The organism is Marinobacter sp. es.042, assembly GCF_900188315.1.
Lineage (GTDB): Bacteria > Pseudomonadota > Gammaproteobacteria > Pseudomonadales > Oleiphilaceae > Marinobacter.
This window is the reverse complement of the sequence record NZ_LT897781.1, coordinates 300,866-319,267: the sequence shown is the minus strand read 5'-3', so window position 1 is coordinate 319,267 and position 18,402 is coordinate 300,866. Positions and strand designations below refer to the sequence as shown.

Sequence of the window (18,402 nt, the reverse complement as noted above, 5' to 3'; positions counted from 1 at the left end):
GTTTGGCACCGATTGTCGCCGCTTATTCCGAGGCGGCAATCAGGCTGGCGTTACCGCCCGCTGCCGTTGTGTCGACACACAGGTGGCGTTCGATCACAAATCGCTGATCCAGCGTGTGCTCAGTGATTAGCGGTAGCAACGCACCATCACGCTTGGCCAGTGCCTCGCGATAGGCTTTCAGCAGGGGCTGATCGCCACAGCTGACTATCGCCTCGAAGCCATCGATGGTTGCCAGTGCTTCCGGCTCCAACAGACCCTCGGCGCCAACGATCGGCAACCCGGCCTTGTTCGCTTGATCGACCACATCCTGGGTGCCCGGTGCAATCACCACCACCTTGTTGCCCTGTGACAACGCGGTACCGGCCTGCTCCAGGGCGGTTTGCTTGTCTGGTCCCAGACACAGCACCACGCCACGGGCATGGTTGGACAGGCGGTTGGTCTCACCCGTTGGCCCCGGCAGCTCCTCCGCGTGAGCGTCCAGCGGCGCTGGAGCATCACCGAAGATGGGCTTGATGGCCTCCATACGGGCCTCGGGCTTGGACGCCTTCAGTTTGTCCAGTTGGCCGATCAGCTTCTGAAGCTGCTTCGCATCCACCTTCCTGGCACTGGAATCCGCCTCGCGCTCGACCGTTTCACCTTTCAGGAAACGACGGACGTACTGCGGACCACCGGCCTTGGGACCGGTGCCGGAGAGGCCCTCACCACCGAAGGGCTGGGAGCCCACGATGGCACCGATCTGGTTACGGTTCACATAGGTGTTACCCACCTTGATCCGGCTGGTAATACGCTCGACACGGCGATCAACACGGCTGTGGATGCCAAACGTCAGGCCGTAGCCCTTGGCGTTGATGTCGTCCACCACCTTGTCGATGTTCTTCGCCTCGAACGTGGCCACGTGCAGGACAGGCCCGAAGATTTCTTCTTCGAGCTCCTCAATACCACTGACGCTGAGAACTGCCGGCGAAACGAACAGGCCTTTCTCGGGGACTTTCATTTTCTTAAGCAACTTGCCGTTGCGCTCGAACTTCTCGCAGTGGTCCACGATCTTCTTGCGAGCGTTCTCGTCGATCACCGGGCCCACATCCGTGGACAGCAACCAGGGATCGCCGATGCCGAGCTCTTCCATTGCACCGTAGAGCATTTCCAGAAGGCCATCGGCAATATCTCTCTGCACATAGAGCATACGCAGGGCGGAACACCGCTGACCGGCACTCTGGAACGAAGACGCCAGCACGTCACGGACAACCTGCTCCGGCAATGCCGTGGAGTCCACGATCATCGCGTTCAGGCCACCGGTCTCTGCCACCAGCGGCGCATCCGGCGCCATGTTCTCGGTCATGACCTTGTTAATGCGCTGGGCAGTAGCGGTAGAACCGGTAAAGCACACGCCGCTCACCCGCGAATCGGAGGTCAGGGCTGCACCCACGGTTGCGCCGGTACCCGGCACCAACTGGATGGCATCCTTCGGGATACCCGCCTGATGCATCAGTTCCACGGCGCGAATAGCCAGCAGGGATGTCTGCTCAGCCGGCTTCGCCACCACGGTGTTACCTGCCGCGAGGTTGGCCAGAATCTGCCCGGTGAAGATCGCCAGCGGGAAGTTCCAGGGCGAAATACAACACATCACGCCGCGGGCATCGCCGCTGTCTTTATAGCGGATGGCCTCGTTGGCGTAGTACTGTGAGAAATCGACCGCTTCACGGATCTCAGCAACCGCATCCAGCAGGGATTTGCCTGCTTCACGGGTAGTGAGCGCGAACAACTCGGCGTAGTTCTCCTCGTACAGGTCGCCCACCTTCCGAACGCAGGCAGCACGCTCTTCAGCCGATTTGGCGGACCAACTCTCGAACGCGGCCCCCGCTGAGGTAATCGCGGTGTCTACATCAGCATCGGAGGCCTGGGTGACGTGGCCAACCAGATCATCCGGATCGGCCGGGTTACGTACCACCTGGATTTCGGTACCGGCCACCTCGCCCGCAATCAGCGGACCACCTTTCCAGCGATAGTCTTTGTAGGCTCCGCGACCTTTCTCGATCTCGTTAACCGTGACCGGATCGGTAATATCCCAGCCTTTGGAGTTGCGACGCTGATCGCCAAACAGCTTGAACGGGTGCACGATCGCCTTGCTGGAAATGTTATTGCCCATCTCCTCAACACTGACAATCGGGTCCTTGGCGATCTCTTCCGGTGTGATGCGCTTGTCCACAATCTGGTTCACGAAGGAGCTGTTGGCACCGTTCTCCAACAAACGACGCACCAGGTACGCCAGAAGATCCTTGTGCGGGCCAACCGGCGCATAAATGCGACAGGGCACACCACTGACCTTCAGAACCTCATTGTGCAGGGATTCGCCCATGCCGTGGAGGCGCTGGAATTCGTAGTTGTCCACACCCTTGGTCTTGGCCATTTCGAGAATGGCAGATACTGAATGCGCGTTGTGGGTGGCGAACTGTGGGTAAATCCGGTTCGTCATGTTCAACAGCTTGGTGGCGCAGGACAGGAAAGAGACGTCACTGCAGGCCTTGCGGGTAAACACGGGGAACCCGTTCAGACCCATAACTTGGGCACGCTTGATTTCAGCATCCCAGTAGGCGCCTTTTACCAGACGCACCATGAACTTGCGGTCGTACTTCTCGGCCAACCCGTAGAGCCAGTCGAGTACGAAAGAGGAGCGCTTGCCATAGGCCTGAACAACCACGCCAAAGCCATCCCAGCCTGCAAGCTCGGGATCCGCCACCAGCTCCTCAATCACATCCAGAGACAGATCCAGACGATCCTGCTCCTCGGCATCGATATTGAAGCCCATATTCGCAGCCGCGGCCTTTTTGACCAGTTCGCGGGCCCGCGGCAGCAACTCGTTCATGACGCGCTCTTTGTTGCCGTACTCGTAACGGGCCAGCAGGGCGGATAACTTGACCGAGATGCCCGGGTTCTTGCGGACATCGCCCTTGCTCGCCTTGGCAATGCTGTCAATGGCGTTGGAATAGGAGTCGTAATAACGCTTGGCGTCATCATCGGTGCGGGCAGCTTCGCCCAGCATGTCGTATGAATAGGTGTAACCTTTGGCCATGTATTCCTTGGCCTCATCCTGGGCTTCATCGATATCGCGACCCAGAACGAACTGTCGCCCCATCTCTTTCATCGCCTGACCGGCCACCGTACGGATAACCGGCTCGCCGAAGCGCTTGAGCAGCTTGCGCAGGGTTTCACCCACGGTGTTGCGCTCGGAATCCTTGAGCAGGTTGCTGGTCATCAGCAGGGCAACGGTGGCGGTGTTGATCAGCCCAGAGGACGCCTTGCCCACGTGCGTGCCCCAGGCACCGGAGGTGATCTTGTCTTCGATCAGCTCGTGAATGGTGGTGTTGTCAGGCACGCGCAACAGCGCCTCGGCCAGACACATCAGGGCAACGCCTTCCTTGGTCGTCAGGCCATACTCCGCCAGGAATTTTTCCATGATGGTGGACTTGGCATTCTTGCGAACGCTGCGTACCAGTTCAGCCGCACGAGCGGAAATGGCGTCGCGCTCGGCCTGGGACAACTGGGCACCGGCAATCATCTCGTGGATAACCTTGTGCTCGTCAGCGAGATAATAATCACGAATCGCCTGCCGGCTATCGACAAGCTCGGGCGTCTGTGATTGCTGCGGTCTCATAGTTGTACCCTCTTAGTTGTTTGTCTCTCCGGCATTCTACCGAGATCGACAAAGACTATTTCGCTATAAATTCAAGGCAAGCGTGCCATTACGTCTTTAATACATCACAAAAAATTAATATTTTTCTCCAAAAAACGTGATTTTCGGTCACTTTGCCTGTCGTAGTCCTGCTATGCGGCTTTCAATGCCAGCTCTCTGAGCACTCCATGAGCCACCGAGAAAACGGCACAATCCACATCATTGGCGGCTTGCATGTCGTTCAGCATCCGCTCCCAGCGGGCGAGTAACATCCGCTTGTTCCCCCGCCACGCCTCAATCCGCTGCTCAGGCGTTCCGTCGCCATCAACGGGCTCGGAAAACACGCTGAGCGTGAGATTCCGTAACTGATGATCCAGCTCGTCCCTGAAATGAATGGTCGCCAACACTTGCCAGTGGCCATTTGCCCGGAAGGCCCGCATTTGCCGGTCCAACCAGGTCAGGTTCAGGCTTTCACCGAGCGTGAAATACACCCAGGCCACCGACTCCAGCTTTTCGTCCAGCTGACGGGCGATCTCGACCATGTCCATCAGCCAGTAACGGCTTTCCGCGGAAGCGCACCAGGCGGAAAGATCTTCCGGGACCATCCGCTCACAGTATTCAGCATAGCGTTCATACCAGCGACTTGCAGGAATCACCGATTCAAGTCGGCTTTTTGAAGCCAGCACATCCGCCATGGGAGCCCGGTAATGGTCGATACAGGAAACCGGGTCCAGCGCCTGCCGGCGGTTCTGCAAGAGCCAGCTGGTGCTTCGGGTCACCAACCGGATGGCATCGGCGAACAGGTCTGCCTGAACGCCGGCGTCAATTTTTCCATCCAGTGATTCCATACTCTCCCAATGGGCGTCTACGTCATGTATTCGCAGGGAGATCAGGTAGGCCGAGGCAATCCGTCCAGCATCAGCCCCGGTAGCGCTGCGTATCCGGTCAAACCAGGTGATCCCCATGCGATTTACCATGTCGTTGGCAATCTGGGTGGCCGAGATTTCTGCACGCAGGGGATGGGCCCCCACCGCTTCCGGGAAGGCGGCCAGCAGAGAGGCCGGGAAAGCCGAGTGCAGCGCAGAATTGAATCGCGGGTCATGGACGATCGGTGATGCGACCAGGGCCTGCTTGAGTTCAATTTTTGCGTAGGAAACCAGTACCGCCAGTTCAGGGCGTGTCAGGCCGCCGCCGTGCTCACGGCGAGCCTGCAATTCTTCATCCGACGGAAGAAATTCGAGACTGCGGTCCAGTTTGCCTTCTGTCTCCAGCCTGCGCATCAGCCGTTCGTACTGGTCTGCGGTGGCAACTGCGGGGTTCTGGGCAAGACTCAGCGCCATCGCCTGTCGGTAATTGTTGCGCAGCACCAGTTCGGCCACCTCAGACGTCATGGCCCTGAGCATCCGGTTGCGCTCCGGAAGCGACATCAGCTGTCGGTGTACCAGGTCATTCAGCAGAATCTTGATGTTCACCTCATGGTCCGAGCAGTCGACGCCACCGGCGTTATCGATAAAATCACTGTTCACGGAGCCGCCACGACGGGCGAAGTCGATCCGGGCCTTCTGGGTAACACCCAGGTTCCCGCCTTCTCCCAATGCCTTGCATCGCAGTTCGTTACTGTCGATTCGAAGCGCATCGCTGGTCTTGTCGCCCACATCCTCATGGGACTCCGAAGGCGCCTTCACATAGGTCCCGATACCACCGTTCCAGAGCATGTCTACCGGCGCTTTCAACAAAGCGCTGATCAGATCCGCAGGCGACAGGCTGCGTGCCTTGATGCCCAACACCTTGCGCATCTGCGACGACACAGGAATAGACTTCATGGACCGGGAGAAAACACCGCCCCCGTCGCTGATCAGCTGGGTATCGTAATCGGCCCAGGATGAGCCGGACAGTTTGAAAAGCCGCTCTCGCTCGCGAAACGAGGCCGCAGCATCCGGATCCGGGTCGACAAAAATATGCTGGTGATTGAATGCACCGATAAGTCGAATTCGGTCGGATAGGAGCATGCCGTTGCCGAATACATCGCCACCCATATCGCCAATACCGACCACGGTGAACTCATCGCTCTGGGTATCGGTGCCTTTTTCCAGGAAGTGCCGTTTCACCGACTCCCAGGCGCCCCGGGCGGTGATACCCATTTTCTTGTGGTCGTAGCCCTCACTGCCCCCGGAGGCAAAGGCATCGCCCAGCCAGAAGTTGTACTCTGCCGCCAATGCGTTGGCGATATCGGAAAACGTGGCTGTGCCCTTGTCGGCGGCGACCACCAGATAGGTGTCATCGCTGTCATAGCGAACGACATTGGCAGGAGGGACCACCTGGCCGTCATCCAGGTTATCAGTGATATCCAGCAGCCCCCTTATAAAGGTCTGATAGCAGGCAACCCCTTCTTCACGAACGGCCTCCCGAGAGCCATCCCTGGGCGGCTGCTTCACCACGAAGCCACCCTTGGCGCCTGCAGGCACGATCACCGAGTTCTTGACCTGCTGGGCCTTCACCAGGCCAAGGATCTCCGTACGGTAATCCTCAATCCGGTCGGACCAGCGAAGGCCACCCCGCGCGACTGGCCCGGCACGCAGATGCACGCCTTCGATTCGGGGCGAATACACAAAAATCTCGAACTTTGGCCTTGGGCGCGGTATGTCAGGAATCGACGACGGATCCAGCTTGAGCGACAGATAGGACGGAAACCCGCCATCCTCCCGGACCTGGAAATAGTTGGTTCTCAGCGTTGCCCGAATGAGCATGAAGAAACGCCGCAGAATGCGGTCGTCATCGAGGCTCGCCACCGCTTCCAGCGAATCCCGCAGCTCTGCCTCAAGCTTTTCTGTCCTGGACTTACGTCCTTTTACCCCGGGCTCGAACCGATTGAAAAAGAACGCCACAAGCCGCGACGTGATATCCGGATGCCGGGCCAGGGTTTCTGCAATGAACGGCTGGCTGAACCCGAATCGCAGTTGTTTCACGTAACGGGCATAGGCTCGGATCAGCGCCACTTCCCGCCAGCTCAGGCCGCAGAGCATGATCAGCTGGTTGAAATCGTCGTTTTCTGCAAAGCCGTTCCAGATCTCCCGGAACGCCGACTGGATCAGCGGCCTTGCAGTACTCAGGTCGGCTTGCCGGCACCGGTCGTGGAGTTCGACGGTAAAATCACTGACGCCGAAATTTTCGCCATCCCGTCGACGAACCCGGTAGGGGTGCTCGCCCAGAACCCGCATCCCCAGGTTCTCCAGAATCGGAATCACATCTGACAGGATAACCGGCTGGCCTTCGCTGTAGAGCTTGAAGTGGAATCCGGTTTCGGAAGGATCTCTGGGTTGGTAGAACCGCATGGGCACATCGGTGCTGACGGCAATGGACTGAATCTGCTCAATATCGGCAAGTGCCTCTGACACCGGAAACCTCGCCCGGTAGGCCGAAGGAAACCCGCCACTGAACACCTGGGCATAGCGCCCGCCAATCGACTCGCCGAAACTCCGGACCAGTTCGCCGTGGAGGTCGTCATCCCAGGATCGGGACTCCTCCACCATCCGGGCCACGATCTCCCGGAGTTCAAGGGAGTCGTCGTTATCGGACGCCTGGTTCTGGAGGACATCGGCAAGCTGTTCCAGCAGGGTTTGTTTTTGTAATGCGCGGGAATCGGTCATCGAAACTCTCCGGACTTGGTATACGTTCTTACTGGGCTGATTAACCTACCAGTATACGCAAGGCCGGAAAGTCACTTAGACCATATAGTTTCGGATTAGAGGAGTTTCGATTATATTTGCCATATGATTTAGCCGTTAATTTAACCTGGAACAGACAACATGGCCGAATTGGATCGAATAGACCAATCCATTATTCGCGAGCTACAGAAGAACTCCCGAATCACGGTAACCGAGCTTGCGTCCCGGGTGGGCCTTTCCAAAACGCCGTGCCAGGTGCGGATGCGCCGGCTTGAGGAGCACGGTTATATTACCGGCTACACGGCCCTGGTTAACCAGACCAAACTTGGTCTCAGCCACATTGCCTTCGCACAGGTCACCCTGAACGACACCAGCAGCGGCGCCCTTACTGCCTTTAATAAAGCTGTTCAGAGCGTCTCGGCGGTGGAGCAGTGCCACATGATTGCCGGCAACTTCGACTACCTATTAAAAGTCCGAACCCGCAACATGCAGGAATACCGGCAGGTTCTTGGGGAGGAAATCTCAGCTCTGCCCCACGTGCTGCAAACCAGCACGTTTGTGGTTATGGAGAACGTCAAGGACGCCGGACTCTAAGAGCGATCTCCCCGAATCCGGCGCCAAACCATCTATTCGGACTGCTCGTACTTGGGCTTGTAACCGCTGGCGTCCACCCGGGGCCGATCCGTTTCGGCTTCTGCCAGCGGCTGGACTTCCTCGAGGCTGGCCAGAGAACGACGCGTGAGTCGCTGGTACTCTTCTGTACCCTTTCTCTTCCAGGCGATTTCCTTGTCGCTCAGCATGCGCATCACCTTGGCCGGCGAGCCAACGATCAGCGATCCCGGCTCACAGGTAAACTTCGCCTTCACGAACGCGCAAGCGCCAACAATGGAGCGGGGTGCAATGTGCGCCTCATCCATCACCACCGCATTCATGCCCACCATGGCATCTTCGCCGACAACGCAGCCGTGCAGGATTGCGCCATGGCCGACGTGTCCGTTTTTCTCGACAACCGTATCCATCCCGGGAAAGGCATGCATCACACACGTGTCCTGAACATTGGACCCCTGTTTCAGAATGATCCGCCCGAAATCTGCACGCAGCGAAGCCGCAGGCCCCACGTAGCAATCCGGTCCGATCCAGACATCCCCGATGAGAACGGCGGTTGGATGCACATAGGCGGACGGATGAACAACAGGAACAACGCCTTCTATACTGTAGCTGGGCATAACGGTCTCCTTCGCGGACGGGCCTGGCAGCGCTCCGCCAAACGACAGGCTGAACGTGGGACCCGAAAATTCATTGTGATTCATTTTCTGTATCACATTATCCTTTTCCGGGAGATTTTTCATACCTTAGCGCCTGTTTTGAGACGAGAATCCACCGCTGCAATGGCTCAAACCTGAGAGCGCTGATGAATTTTTACCGGATATTCAGCAATATAGACAAAGCAGGCGATTAGATCCGACCAAAGTGATACAGAACCAAGCCAGCACAATCCTTGACGAGTATCAATTCTAAGATATACTCATTTTCCACATTCGATAGCAGTGTGCCGATTTAACACACCTTTCGCGCTATCCCCCCTACAACAAACAACAGGACATACCGCCATGACTCAGCCGAGCATTCTTCTTGAGATCGATCAGGGCGTGGCTTTGCTTACCCTGAACCGTCCGGACAACCTGAACAGTTTCAACGTTGAAATGCATGAGCGTATGCGCGAGGCCATCAGCACCGTGCGCAAGGATGAGTCTGTCCGTGTACTGGTCATCACCGGCTCCGGCCGAGGTTTTTGTGCGGGGCAGGATCTTTCCGACCGCAGCGTCTCACCAGATCAGGAAATGCCGGACCTGGGCGCCTCTCTGGAGAACTATTACAACCCGCTCATGCGGAGCCTCCGGGATCTGCCGATGCCCGTGCTCTGCGCGGTAAACGGGGTGGCCGCTGGCGCCGGCGCCAACATTGCCCTGGCCTGCGACATTACCCTGGCAGCCCGTTCTGCGAATTTCGTTCAGGCCTTCTGCAAACTGGGGCTGGTACCCGATTCCGGCGGCACCTGGACTCTGCCCCGGGTAGCCGGTATGGCACGTGCCAAAGGCATGGCGCTTCTGGGCGACAAGATCAGCGCCGAGCAGGCCGAGAACTGGGGCATGATCTGGCGTTGCGTTGATAACGAGCAACTCATGGAAGAGACCATGAAACTTGCCCGCCATTTCGCGACCCAACCGACCAAGGGTCTTGCACTGATCAAGCGGGCACTGCACGCCAGCGCCAGCAACACCTTTGAAGAGCAGATCAATCTGGAGCGCGATCTGCAGCGCATGGCGGGACAGACCGAAGACTACCGTGAGGGCGTTGCCGCCTTCATGGAAAAACGCACGCCGAACTTCAAGGGGAAATAAGCCATGCCGGCACTGGATACTCAAACCAAAGTTGCCGTCGTCGGCGCCGGCGCCATGGGCTCCGGCATTGCTCAGGTGGCCGCCCAGGCAGGCCATCAGGTTTACCTGCACGACCAGAGAGAGGGTGCCGCCGAGGCGGGCCGTGACGGTATCGCCAAACAGCTTCAGCGTCGTGTCGACAAAGGCAAGATGCAGCAGCAGGAGCTGGACGATGTTATCGGCCGGATTCACCCGGTTGCAAAGCTTGATGACGTCGCAGACGCCGGGCTGGTGATCGAGGCCATCATCGAAGACCTCCAGATCAAACGTCAGCTGCTGGCGAGCCTTGAAGACCTGTGTACCGCCGATGCGATCCTCGCCACCAACACCTCCTCCATCTCTGTTACCGCCCTCGGTGCTGACATGAGCAAACCGGAGCGTCTGGTGGGCATGCACTTCTTCAACCCGGCACCGCTGATGGCGCTGGTCGAAGTGGTCATGGGGCTGGCGACCAGCAAGACCGTTGCCGATACCGTCCATGCCACGGCCACCGCCTGGGGCAAGAAGCCGGTGTATGCCACGTCGACTCCGGGCTTCATCGTGAACCGCGTGGCCCGTCCGTTTTACGCAGAAAGCCTGCGCCTGCTGCAGGAACAGGCCACCGACGCCGCCACGCTGGATGCCATCATCCGCGAAGCCGGCGAGTTCCGGATGGGTGCTTTCGAGCTTACCGACCTGATCGGCCACGACGTCAACTACGCCGTTACCAGCTCTGTCTTCAATTCCTATTACCAGGACCCCCGCTTTCTGCCGTCACTGATCCAGAAAGAACTGGTGGAAGCCGGTCGCCTGGGACGCAAGAGCGGCCAGGGGTTCTATCCCTATGGCGAGAGTGCGGAAAAGCCGCAGCCAAAGACCGAGCCGGCACATCAATCCGATGAGTCCGTGGTCATTGCCGAAGGCAATCCCGGCGTAGACGCACCGCTGCTAGAGCGACTGAAGGCAGCCGGCCTGACCATTATCGAGCGCGACGGCCCGGGCCAGATTCGCTTTGGCGATGCGGTACTGGCACTTACCGACGGCCGGATGGCTACCGAGCGTGCCGCCAGTGAGGGCGTCGCCAATCTGGTGCTGTTTGACCTTGCCTTTGACTACAGCAAAGCAAGCCGGCTTGCCCTGGCGCCGGCCGATCAGGCCTCCGACGCAGCGGTTTCCTGTGCCTGTGCTTTACTGCAAAAAGCGGGTATCGAAGTCAGCCTGATCGCGGACCGGCCGGGGCTGGTCATCATGCGTACCGTCGCCATGCTGGCGAATGAAGCAGCCGATGCGGCTCTTCACGGTGTTGCAACGGTCGCGGATATCGATCTGGCAATGAAAGCGGGCCTGAACTATCCCGACGGCCCCCTGAGCTGGAGCGACCGCCTGGGCGCGGGCCACCTGTTCAAGGTGCTCACCAACATCCAGACCAGCTACGCAGAGGACCGCTATCGCCCTGCCCTGCTGCTCCGGAAGAACGCATTTGCAAAGAAGGGGTTTTATTCATGAGCGAGATGGATCCGCAAGTACTCGCCGAAGAATGCGCCAAGGCCATGTTCGCGCGGGACCGCGCCAGCCAGAAACTGGGCATGAACATCGAGTCCGTTGCCCCGGGCAAAGCAGTGCTCACCATGACGGTCACCGGCGACATGATCCAGGGCCACGGCTCCTGCCACGGCGGTTACCTGTTCACCCTGGCCGATTCGGCGTTTGCGTTTGCCTGTAACAGCTATGACCGCGCCACCGTGGCCTCCGGTTGCAGCATTGATTACATGTACGGCGCCAAAGAGGGCGACCGGCTGACCGCCACCGCCGAAGAGCAGGCCCGCGGCGGCCGCACCGGCGTTTACGACATCACACTAACCAATCAGGACGGCCGCAAGGTTGCCCTGTTCCGGGGCCGCTCCTATGAGGTTCGTGGCACGGTACGCAATTCGGAGGAAACTGCATGAGCGCCGACAATATCCTGAAAGACGCCTACATCGTCGATGCCATCCGCACCCCCATCGGTCGATACGGCGGTGCTCTCTCCGCCGTGCGGGCAGATGACCTGGGCGCCATTCCTATCAAGGCCCTGACCGAACGCCATCCGGATCTGGACTGGTCGAAAATTGACGACGTTCTTTATGGCTGCGCCAACCAGGCCGGTGAAGACAATCGCGACGTTGCCCGCATGTCCCTGCTGCTGGCAGGTCTTCCGGTGGACGTACCGGGCAGCACCATCAACCGTCTGTGCGGTTCCGGTATGGATGCAGTCGGCAGCGCCGCCCGGGCCATCCGTACCGGCGAAACACAGCTGATGATTGCCGGCGGCGTCGAATCCATGTCCCGTGCTCCCTTCGTTATGGGCAAGGCCGACTCTGCATTCAGTCGCAAGGCGGAGATTTTTGACACCACCATCGGCTGGCGCTTTGTAAACCCGGTACTGAAAAAGCAGTACGGCATTGATTCCATGCCCGAGACGGCGGAAAACGTTGCGGCCGACTTCGGCATTTCCCGGGAAGATCAGGACGCGTTCGCCCTGCGCAGTCAGCAGCGCACCGCGGCTGCCCAGAAAGAAGGCCGACTGGCCGCCGAGATCACACCGGTGACGATTCCCCGCCGCAAGCAGGACCCGCTGGTGGTGGACACCGACGAGCATCCCCGGGAAACCAGCCTGGAAAAACTCGCCTCTCTGCCAACCCCGTTCCGTGAAAACGGCACGGTAACTGCGGGCAATGCGTCCGGCGTGAACGACGGAGCCTGCGCACTGCTTCTGGCGGGAGCCGATGCTCTCAAACAGTACAACCTGAAACCCCGCGCCCGGGTCGTTGCCATGGCAACGGCTGGCGTGGAGCCACGGATCATGGGCTTTGGCCCGGCACCGGCCACCCGCAAGGTTCTGGCCACCGCCGGTCTGGAACTGGCAGATATGGATGTTATCGAGCTGAACGAGGCATTTGCTGCGCAGGCCCTGGCGGTTACCCGGGATCTCGGCCTGCCGGATGATGCCGAGCACGTAAATCCGAACGGTGGCGCCATTGCCCTCGGCCATCCCCTGGGCATGAGCGGCGCCCGGCTGGTAACCACCGCCCTGAACGAACTGGAGCGTCGCCACGCCGCGGGCCAGAAAGCCCGGTATGCCCTCTGCACCATGTGCATCGGCGTTGGCCAGGGCATCGCACTGATCATTGAACGGATGGATGCGGTGGCCTGAAGCCACCCGCCAACAAGAACAAAGACCCTTATTCGACAAGAACAACGCAGGACAGAACCATGACCTTACCACTGCAAAAACTTGGCAAACTTGACCGCATGGAAACCGCCAGCATTGATGAGCTGCGCCACGAACAGCTGCAGCGTCTGCGCTGGAGCGTTGTCCATGCCTACACCAACGTGCCGTTCTACCGCAAAGCGTTTGGTGACCAGGGTCTGAAGCCCATGGACATCAACTCGCTGGAAGACCTGGCCAAGGTGCCATTCACCACCAAGGCGGATCTGCGGGACAACTACCCGTTTGGCATGTTTGCCACCCCCATGTCCGACGTGGTGCGGGTGCACGCCTCCAGTGGTACCACCGGCAAGCCAACCGTAGTCGGTTACACCCAGAGTGATATCAACACCTGGGCCGACATTGTGGCACGGTCTATCCGGGCCGGCGGCGGCTCCCGTGGCGACAAGGTTCATGTAGCCTATGGCTATGGCCTGTTCACCGGCGGTCTGGGCGCCCACTACGGCGCCGAACGCCTTGGTTGCACGGTTATTCCGATGTCCGGCGGCCAGACCGAGAAGCAGGTCCAGCTGATCAAGGATTTCGAACCGGACATCATCATGGTGACGCCGTCCTACATGCTGAACATTGCCGATGAAATGGAGCGTCAGGGCATTGATCCCCATAAACTGCCCCTGCGGCTCGGCATTTTCGGCGCAGAACCATGGACCAACGCCATGCGATCAGAGATCGAGGAGCGCCTCGGCATCGAGGCTCTTGATATCTATGGTCTGTCGGAAGTCATGGGTCCGGGCGTGGGCATGGAATGTATTGAAACCAAAGACGGCCCGACCATCTGGGAAGATCACTTCTATCCGGAAATCATCAACCCGGAAACCGGTGAAGTGCTGCCAGACGGTGAATACGGTGAGCTGGTCTTCACGTCATTGACCAAGGTGGCCCTGCCGATTCTGCGCTACCGCACCCGCGACCTCACCCGCCTGCTTCCGGGTACAGCGCGCCCGATGCGCCGGATTGACAAGATTACCGGCCGCAGCGACGACATGCTGATCATTCGCGGCGTCAACGTGTTCCCGAGCCAGATCGAGGAGCAGGTGCTCAAGTGCGAGGCCCTGGCACCGCACTACGAGATCGAGGTTTACAAGGAAGGTAACCTGGACTGCGTGGATATCCGGACCGAACTGAAACCCGGCGTAACCGACACCCCCGAGAGTCGCGCTGCGGCGGCCAAGGAACTGGCGCACCACATCAAGTCCTACATCGGCATCAGCACCCGTGTCGAGGTGGTGGAAACCAACCGTCTGGCACGCTCGGAAGGCAAGGCCAAGCGCGTATTTGATCGCCGTAACCAGTAAATCCGACCGACCAGCAGAGAGTCAGCACGCAGCGGATGCCGCTGACTCTCGCTGCTTTTCCCACCACCAGGCCCCGCAATCACCGATTTAAAATTGCTTTCCGTTTGATGATCTCAATAGCATTTGCTCACGTATCACTTTTTTTATTATGCAAATCAGCACTATAAGATCTCATAAGGAAGCTTTTAGATATAACATGACACACAAAGACTGTTCTTGATATTTATTCAGTATCATATAATATGGAGTCATTGACCCTTAGTTGTTATTGAGGGTTCTCTGTTCACGGACAACAGAACAACAAGCCCGATCCGGAGGTATTTGTTTATGTACGCCCAGCTCGTTGAAACCGGCGCCAAGCGCCTCAAGACCAAAGAAGAGATGTCGCCCGAAGAGCGCGACTTTCAGGAAAAGGTCGACGCCGAAACCAAAATCGAACCCAAAAACTGGATGCCGGAAGGCTACCGGAAGACCCTGATTCGCCAGATTTCCCAGCACGCCCACTCCGAAGTGGTCGGCATGCTGCCGGAAGGCAACTGGGTTACCCGCGCGCCTACGCTCAAGCGCAAGCTCCAGCTGATGGCCAAGATTCAGGACGAAGCGGGCCACGGCCTGTACCTGTACAGCGCCATGGAAACCCTGGGTGCTGACCGTGACGAAGAGATCGAAAAGCTGCACCAGGGCAAAGCCAAGTACTCCAGCATCTTCAACTACCCGACCCTGAACTGGGCGGACATGGGTGCCGTTGGCTGGCTGGTGGATGGCGCCGCCATCGTTAACCAGGTGGTGCTGCAGCGTACCTCCTATGGCCCCTATTCCCGCGCCATGATCCGCATCTGCAAGGAAGAGAGCTTCCATCAGCGTCAGGGTTACCAGATCCTGCTGGACATGATGCGCGGAGGCACCGACGAACAGAAAGCCATGGTGCAGGACGCCATTAACCGTCTGTGGTGGCCGGCACTGATGATGTTCGGACCGCATGACGACGAGTCGCCGAACTCCCAGCAGTCCATGGCCTGGAAGATCAAGCGCAAGAGCAACGACGAACTGCGCCAGATGTTTATTGACCAGACCGTGCCGCAGCTCGAATTCCTTGGCTGCACTGCACCGGATCCGGACCTGAAGTGGAACGAAGAAACCGGCCATTACGATTTCGGCGAAATCAACTGGCAGGAGTTCTACGACGTCCTCAAGGGCAACGGTCCCTGCAACCGCGAGCGCATCAAGACTCGCAAGAACGCTATTGACGAAGGTGCCTGGGTCCGTGAAGCGGCCGTCGCCTATGCCGAAAAACAAAAACAGCGCGCACAAGCCGCCTGATACCGGAGGAACACAACATGTCTGAATGGCGCCTTTACGAAGTCTTTGTACGGTCCAAGCACGGCCTGAACCACAAACACGTGGGCAGCGTGCATGCCGCAGACGCCGAGATGGCCATGGAAAACGCCCGTGACCTTTACACACGCCGTAACGAAGGCGTAAGTCTCTGGGTGGTTCCCTCCGACGCGATCACGGCGTCCGCGTCCGACGAGAAGGAAGTGCTTTTCGATCCGTCGGAAGACAAGGTTTACCGGCACGCTTCCTTCTACAAGCTGCCCGATGAAGTCGGACACATGTAAGGAGCGGTACCCATGACACAAACAGAAGCATTAAAGGAATACCTGCTGCGCCTTGCAGATTCCGACATGATCCTTGGCCAGCGCCTTTGCGAGCTGTGTGGCAAGGCCCCGGCGCTTGAGGAAGAGATGGCACTGATGAACGTTGCCCTCGACCTCGTCGGCCAGGCCCGCAACTGGTACGAGTATGCAGCCGAGCTGATCGACGATGGCCGCGATGCTGACAAGCTGGCCTTCCGCCGGGACGCCCACGAGTATCGCAACCTGCTGATGACCGAGCAGCCCAACGAGGACTACGCCGTCACCATGGGCCGCCAGTTCTTCTTCGACGTGTATCACTACTTCACGCTCAAGAGCCTGACGGAATCCAGCGACGAGCGCATTGCCGGCATCGCTGCCAAGGCGCTGAAAGAGGTGACCTACCACCTGCGCCGCTCCTCAGAGTGGGTGAAGCGTTTTGGTGATGGCACTGAAGAAAGCCACCGCCGCATGCAGGACGCCGTCGACATCCTCTGGCGTTTTACCGGCGAGCTTATTACGCCGGACGACACCGATCGTGTGATGGCCGAGACGGGCATTGGCCCGGATACGGACCAGCTGGCCAAAGACTGGCGCGGCATGGTCAACGAGGTGCTCACCCAGGCAACCCTGACTCCTGGCGCGGAAGACGCCTGGATGTACATGGGTGGCAAGCACGGCGAGCACACCGAACACCTTGGTTTCATCCTGGCAGAAATGCAGTTCCTGCAGAGGGCCTATCCCGATGCCACAACATGGTGATTCAGACAGCCGGTCAGCTGTCGACATTCTGATTGCCAGTGATCGGGTGCCGGCCAACGCCCGCCCCGATCTGCTGACAGAGGACGACATCTGGGCACTTCTTGAAGAGGTCAAAGACCCCGAAGTGCCGGCCGTCAGTGTCGTGGAGCTCGGCATTGTCCGGGCGGTTCACTGGGACGGCAAAGAACTGTCCATTGACGTGACCCCGACCTACTCCGGGTGCCCGGCAACCGAGCTGATTGAGGAGCTGATCGCCGAGGCGCTACGCGCCGCCGGCTTCCGCGATCCGAAAATCAAACAGGTGCTGACCCCTGCCTGGACCACCGACTGGATCACAGACGAAGGCAAAGAAAAGCTTCGGGCGTTCGGTATCGCGCCACCCGAGGGCAGCTCCAGCAAAATGAGCCTGCTCGGAGAACCGGAAGTCATTGCCTGCCCTCATTGCGGCAGCAAAGACACCGAACGGGTCAGCGAGTTCGGATCCACCGCCTGCAAAGCCCTTTATCGTTGCAAGGAATGCCTCGAGCCCTTCGACTATTTCAAATGCATCTAGAGCCGATACGATCATGAACAAATTTTACTCACTGACCCTCAAAGAGGTCAGACCTGAAACAAGAAACGCCGTATCACTTGCTTTTGACGTGCCGGAAGATCTGGCAGACAAGTTTCATTACCAGCAGGGCCAGCACCTGATCGTGCGCACCAAGCTGGATGGCGAGGAAGTTCGCCGCTCCTACTCGATCTGCCGTAGTGTCAACGACCAGGAGCTTCGCATCGCCGTCAAGCAGGTTCCGGGCGGTCGTTTCTCCACCTTTGCCAACGAGCAGCTCAAGCCCGGCCAGACTCTGGAAGTCATGCCACCGCAGGGCCATTTCTCGGTTGATCTGGACCCCGAGCGTGAAGGCAACTACCTGGCGGTAGCTGCCGGCAGTGGTATTACTCCGATCCTCTCGATCGTGAAGACCACCCTGGAAACCGAGCCCAAGAGCGAGGTCACCCTGTTCTACGGCAACAAGGCCACCAGCAGCACCATGTTCCGTGACGAGCTGCAGGACCTGAAAAACGAGTACATGTCCCGCCTGAACCTGGTGTACATCTTCACGCGTGAAGAACAGGACATCGACCTTTACAACGGTCGCATCGACCACGAGAAGTGCGACAAGCTGTTCGATCACTGGATCAATGCCAAGGAGCTCACGGCGGCCTTTATCTGCGGCCCGCAGATGATGACCGAGACCGTGCGCGACTCGCTGCTCAACCACGGCATGGAAAAGAGCAGGATCCACTTCGAACTGTTTACCCCGGCCGGTGGCAAACCCCAGGCCCGCAAGGACAGGGATCCCGCACACGTCGATCCCCAGTCAATCAGTGAAGTAACGGTGATCGCTGATGGCCGCTCGCTGACTTTCCCGCTGGTGCGCGACACCAAGAGCATTCTTGATGCCGGTAATGAAGAAGGCGCTGATCTGCCTTACTCGTGCAAGGCCGGTGTCTGCTCCACCTGCCGCGCCAAGGTGGTAGAAGGCGAAGTGGAGATGGACCAGAACTTTGCTCTGGAAGACTACGAGGTGGAAGCCGGTTACGTGCTTTCCTGCCAGTGCTACCCGATCAGCGACAAGGTGGTTCTGGACTACGACGAGATGTAGTTTCCACCCCCAAAACAAGACAAGAGCAAGGCAAGTCCCGCA

General features: G+C 58.7%; 14 protein-coding genes. 11 read left to right on the top strand and 3 right to left on the bottom strand.

Features of this window, described 5'->3' with window-relative positions:
- Positions 1-22: 22 nt before the first annotated feature.
- Positions 23-3,652: a bifunctional proline dehydrogenase/L-glutamate gamma-semialdehyde dehydrogenase PutA gene (gene putA, locus CFB02_RS01635; RefSeq protein ID WP_088556606.1), complete on the bottom strand. Its 3,630-nt coding sequence runs from the start codon at positions 3,650-3,652 to the stop codon at positions 23-25.
- A gap of 170 nt (positions 3,653-3,822) precedes the next feature.
- Positions 3,823-7,317 carry an NAD-glutamate dehydrogenase gene (locus CFB02_RS01630; RefSeq protein ID WP_088556605.1) on the bottom strand — a complete coding sequence of 1,165 codons (3,495 nt, stop codon included), beginning with the start codon at positions 7,315-7,317 and terminating at the stop codon, positions 3,823-3,825.
- 159 nt (positions 7,318-7,476) lie between these two features.
- Between CFB02_RS01630 and CFB02_RS01625 the strand changes: the two genes are divergently transcribed.
- On the top strand, positions 7,477-7,929 hold the full coding sequence (locus CFB02_RS01625) for an Lrp/AsnC ligand binding domain-containing protein (RefSeq protein WP_008173814.1): 453 nt from the start codon (positions 7,477-7,479) through the stop codon (positions 7,927-7,929).
- Positions 7,930-7,961: 32 nt separating this feature from the next.
- On the opposite strand, the gene paaY is transcribed toward CFB02_RS01625, so the two are convergent.
- On the bottom strand, positions 7,962-8,561 hold the full coding sequence (paaY, locus tag CFB02_RS01620; RefSeq protein ID WP_088559130.1) for a phenylacetic acid degradation protein PaaY: 600 nt from the start codon (positions 8,559-8,561) through the stop codon (positions 7,962-7,964).
- 384 nt (positions 8,562-8,945) lie between these two features.
- Here paaY and paaG point away from each other — a divergent pair, with 384 nt between their 5' ends.
- The 10 genes from paaG (at position 8,946) to paaE (ending at position 18,360) form a co-directional block, all read left to right on the top strand.
- The gene (paaG, locus tag CFB02_RS01615) at positions 8,946-9,737 is read left to right on the top strand and encodes a 2-(1,2-epoxy-1,2-dihydrophenyl)acetyl-CoA isomerase PaaG (protein WP_014577962.1); all 792 of its coding nucleotides are present in this window, start codon (positions 8,946-8,948) and stop codon (positions 9,735-9,737) included.
- Positions 9,738-9,740: 3 nt separating this feature from the next.
- Positions 9,741-11,261: a 3-hydroxyacyl-CoA dehydrogenase PaaH gene (gene paaH, locus CFB02_RS01610; protein WP_088556604.1), complete on the top strand. Its 1,521-nt coding sequence runs from the start codon at positions 9,741-9,743 to the stop codon at positions 11,259-11,261.
- The gene (paaI, locus tag CFB02_RS01605) at positions 11,258-11,704 is read left to right on the top strand and encodes a hydroxyphenylacetyl-CoA thioesterase PaaI (RefSeq protein WP_088556603.1); all 447 of its coding nucleotides are present in this window, start codon (positions 11,258-11,260) and stop codon (positions 11,702-11,704) included. The genes paaH and paaI overlap by 4 nt, the downstream gene beginning before the upstream one ends.
- Positions 11,701-12,948, top strand: coding sequence for a 3-oxoadipyl-CoA thiolase (gene pcaF / locus CFB02_RS01600; protein WP_172835790.1), 1,248 nt, complete (start codon positions 11,701-11,703; stop codon positions 12,946-12,948). The genes paaI and pcaF overlap by 4 nt, the downstream gene beginning before the upstream one ends.
- 59 nt (positions 12,949-13,007) lie before the next feature.
- The gene (paaK, locus tag CFB02_RS01595) at positions 13,008-14,318 is read left to right on the top strand and encodes a phenylacetate--CoA ligase PaaK (protein WP_088556602.1); all 1,311 of its coding nucleotides are present in this window, start codon (positions 13,008-13,010) and stop codon (positions 14,316-14,318) included.
- Between the two features lie 327 nt (positions 14,319-14,645).
- Positions 14,646-15,638: a 1,2-phenylacetyl-CoA epoxidase subunit PaaA gene (paaA, locus tag CFB02_RS01590; RefSeq protein WP_088556601.1), complete on the top strand. Its 993-nt coding sequence runs from the start codon at positions 14,646-14,648 to the stop codon at positions 15,636-15,638.
- Between the two features lie 17 nt (positions 15,639-15,655).
- Positions 15,656-15,937, top strand: a complete 282-nt coding sequence (paaB, locus tag CFB02_RS01585) for a 1,2-phenylacetyl-CoA epoxidase subunit PaaB (RefSeq protein ID WP_088556600.1) — start codon at positions 15,656-15,658, stop codon at positions 15,935-15,937.
- Positions 15,938-15,949: 12 nt separating this feature from the next.
- Entirely contained in the window at positions 15,950-16,714 is a 765-nt protein-coding gene (paaC, locus tag CFB02_RS01580) for a 1,2-phenylacetyl-CoA epoxidase subunit PaaC (protein ID WP_088556599.1), read from the top strand.
- Complete coding sequence (gene paaD, locus CFB02_RS01575; RefSeq protein WP_008173796.1) at positions 16,698-17,267, top strand: 1,2-phenylacetyl-CoA epoxidase subunit PaaD; 570 nt, start codon at positions 16,698-16,700, stop codon at positions 17,265-17,267. Before paaC ends, paaD begins: the two co-directional genes overlap by 17 nt.
- Before the next feature lie 13 nt (positions 17,268-17,280).
- On the top strand, positions 17,281-18,360 hold the full coding sequence (gene paaE, locus CFB02_RS01570) for a 1,2-phenylacetyl-CoA epoxidase subunit PaaE (RefSeq protein WP_088556598.1): 1,080 nt from the start codon (positions 17,281-17,283) through the stop codon (positions 18,358-18,360).
- Positions 18,361-18,402 lie beyond the last annotated feature (42 nt).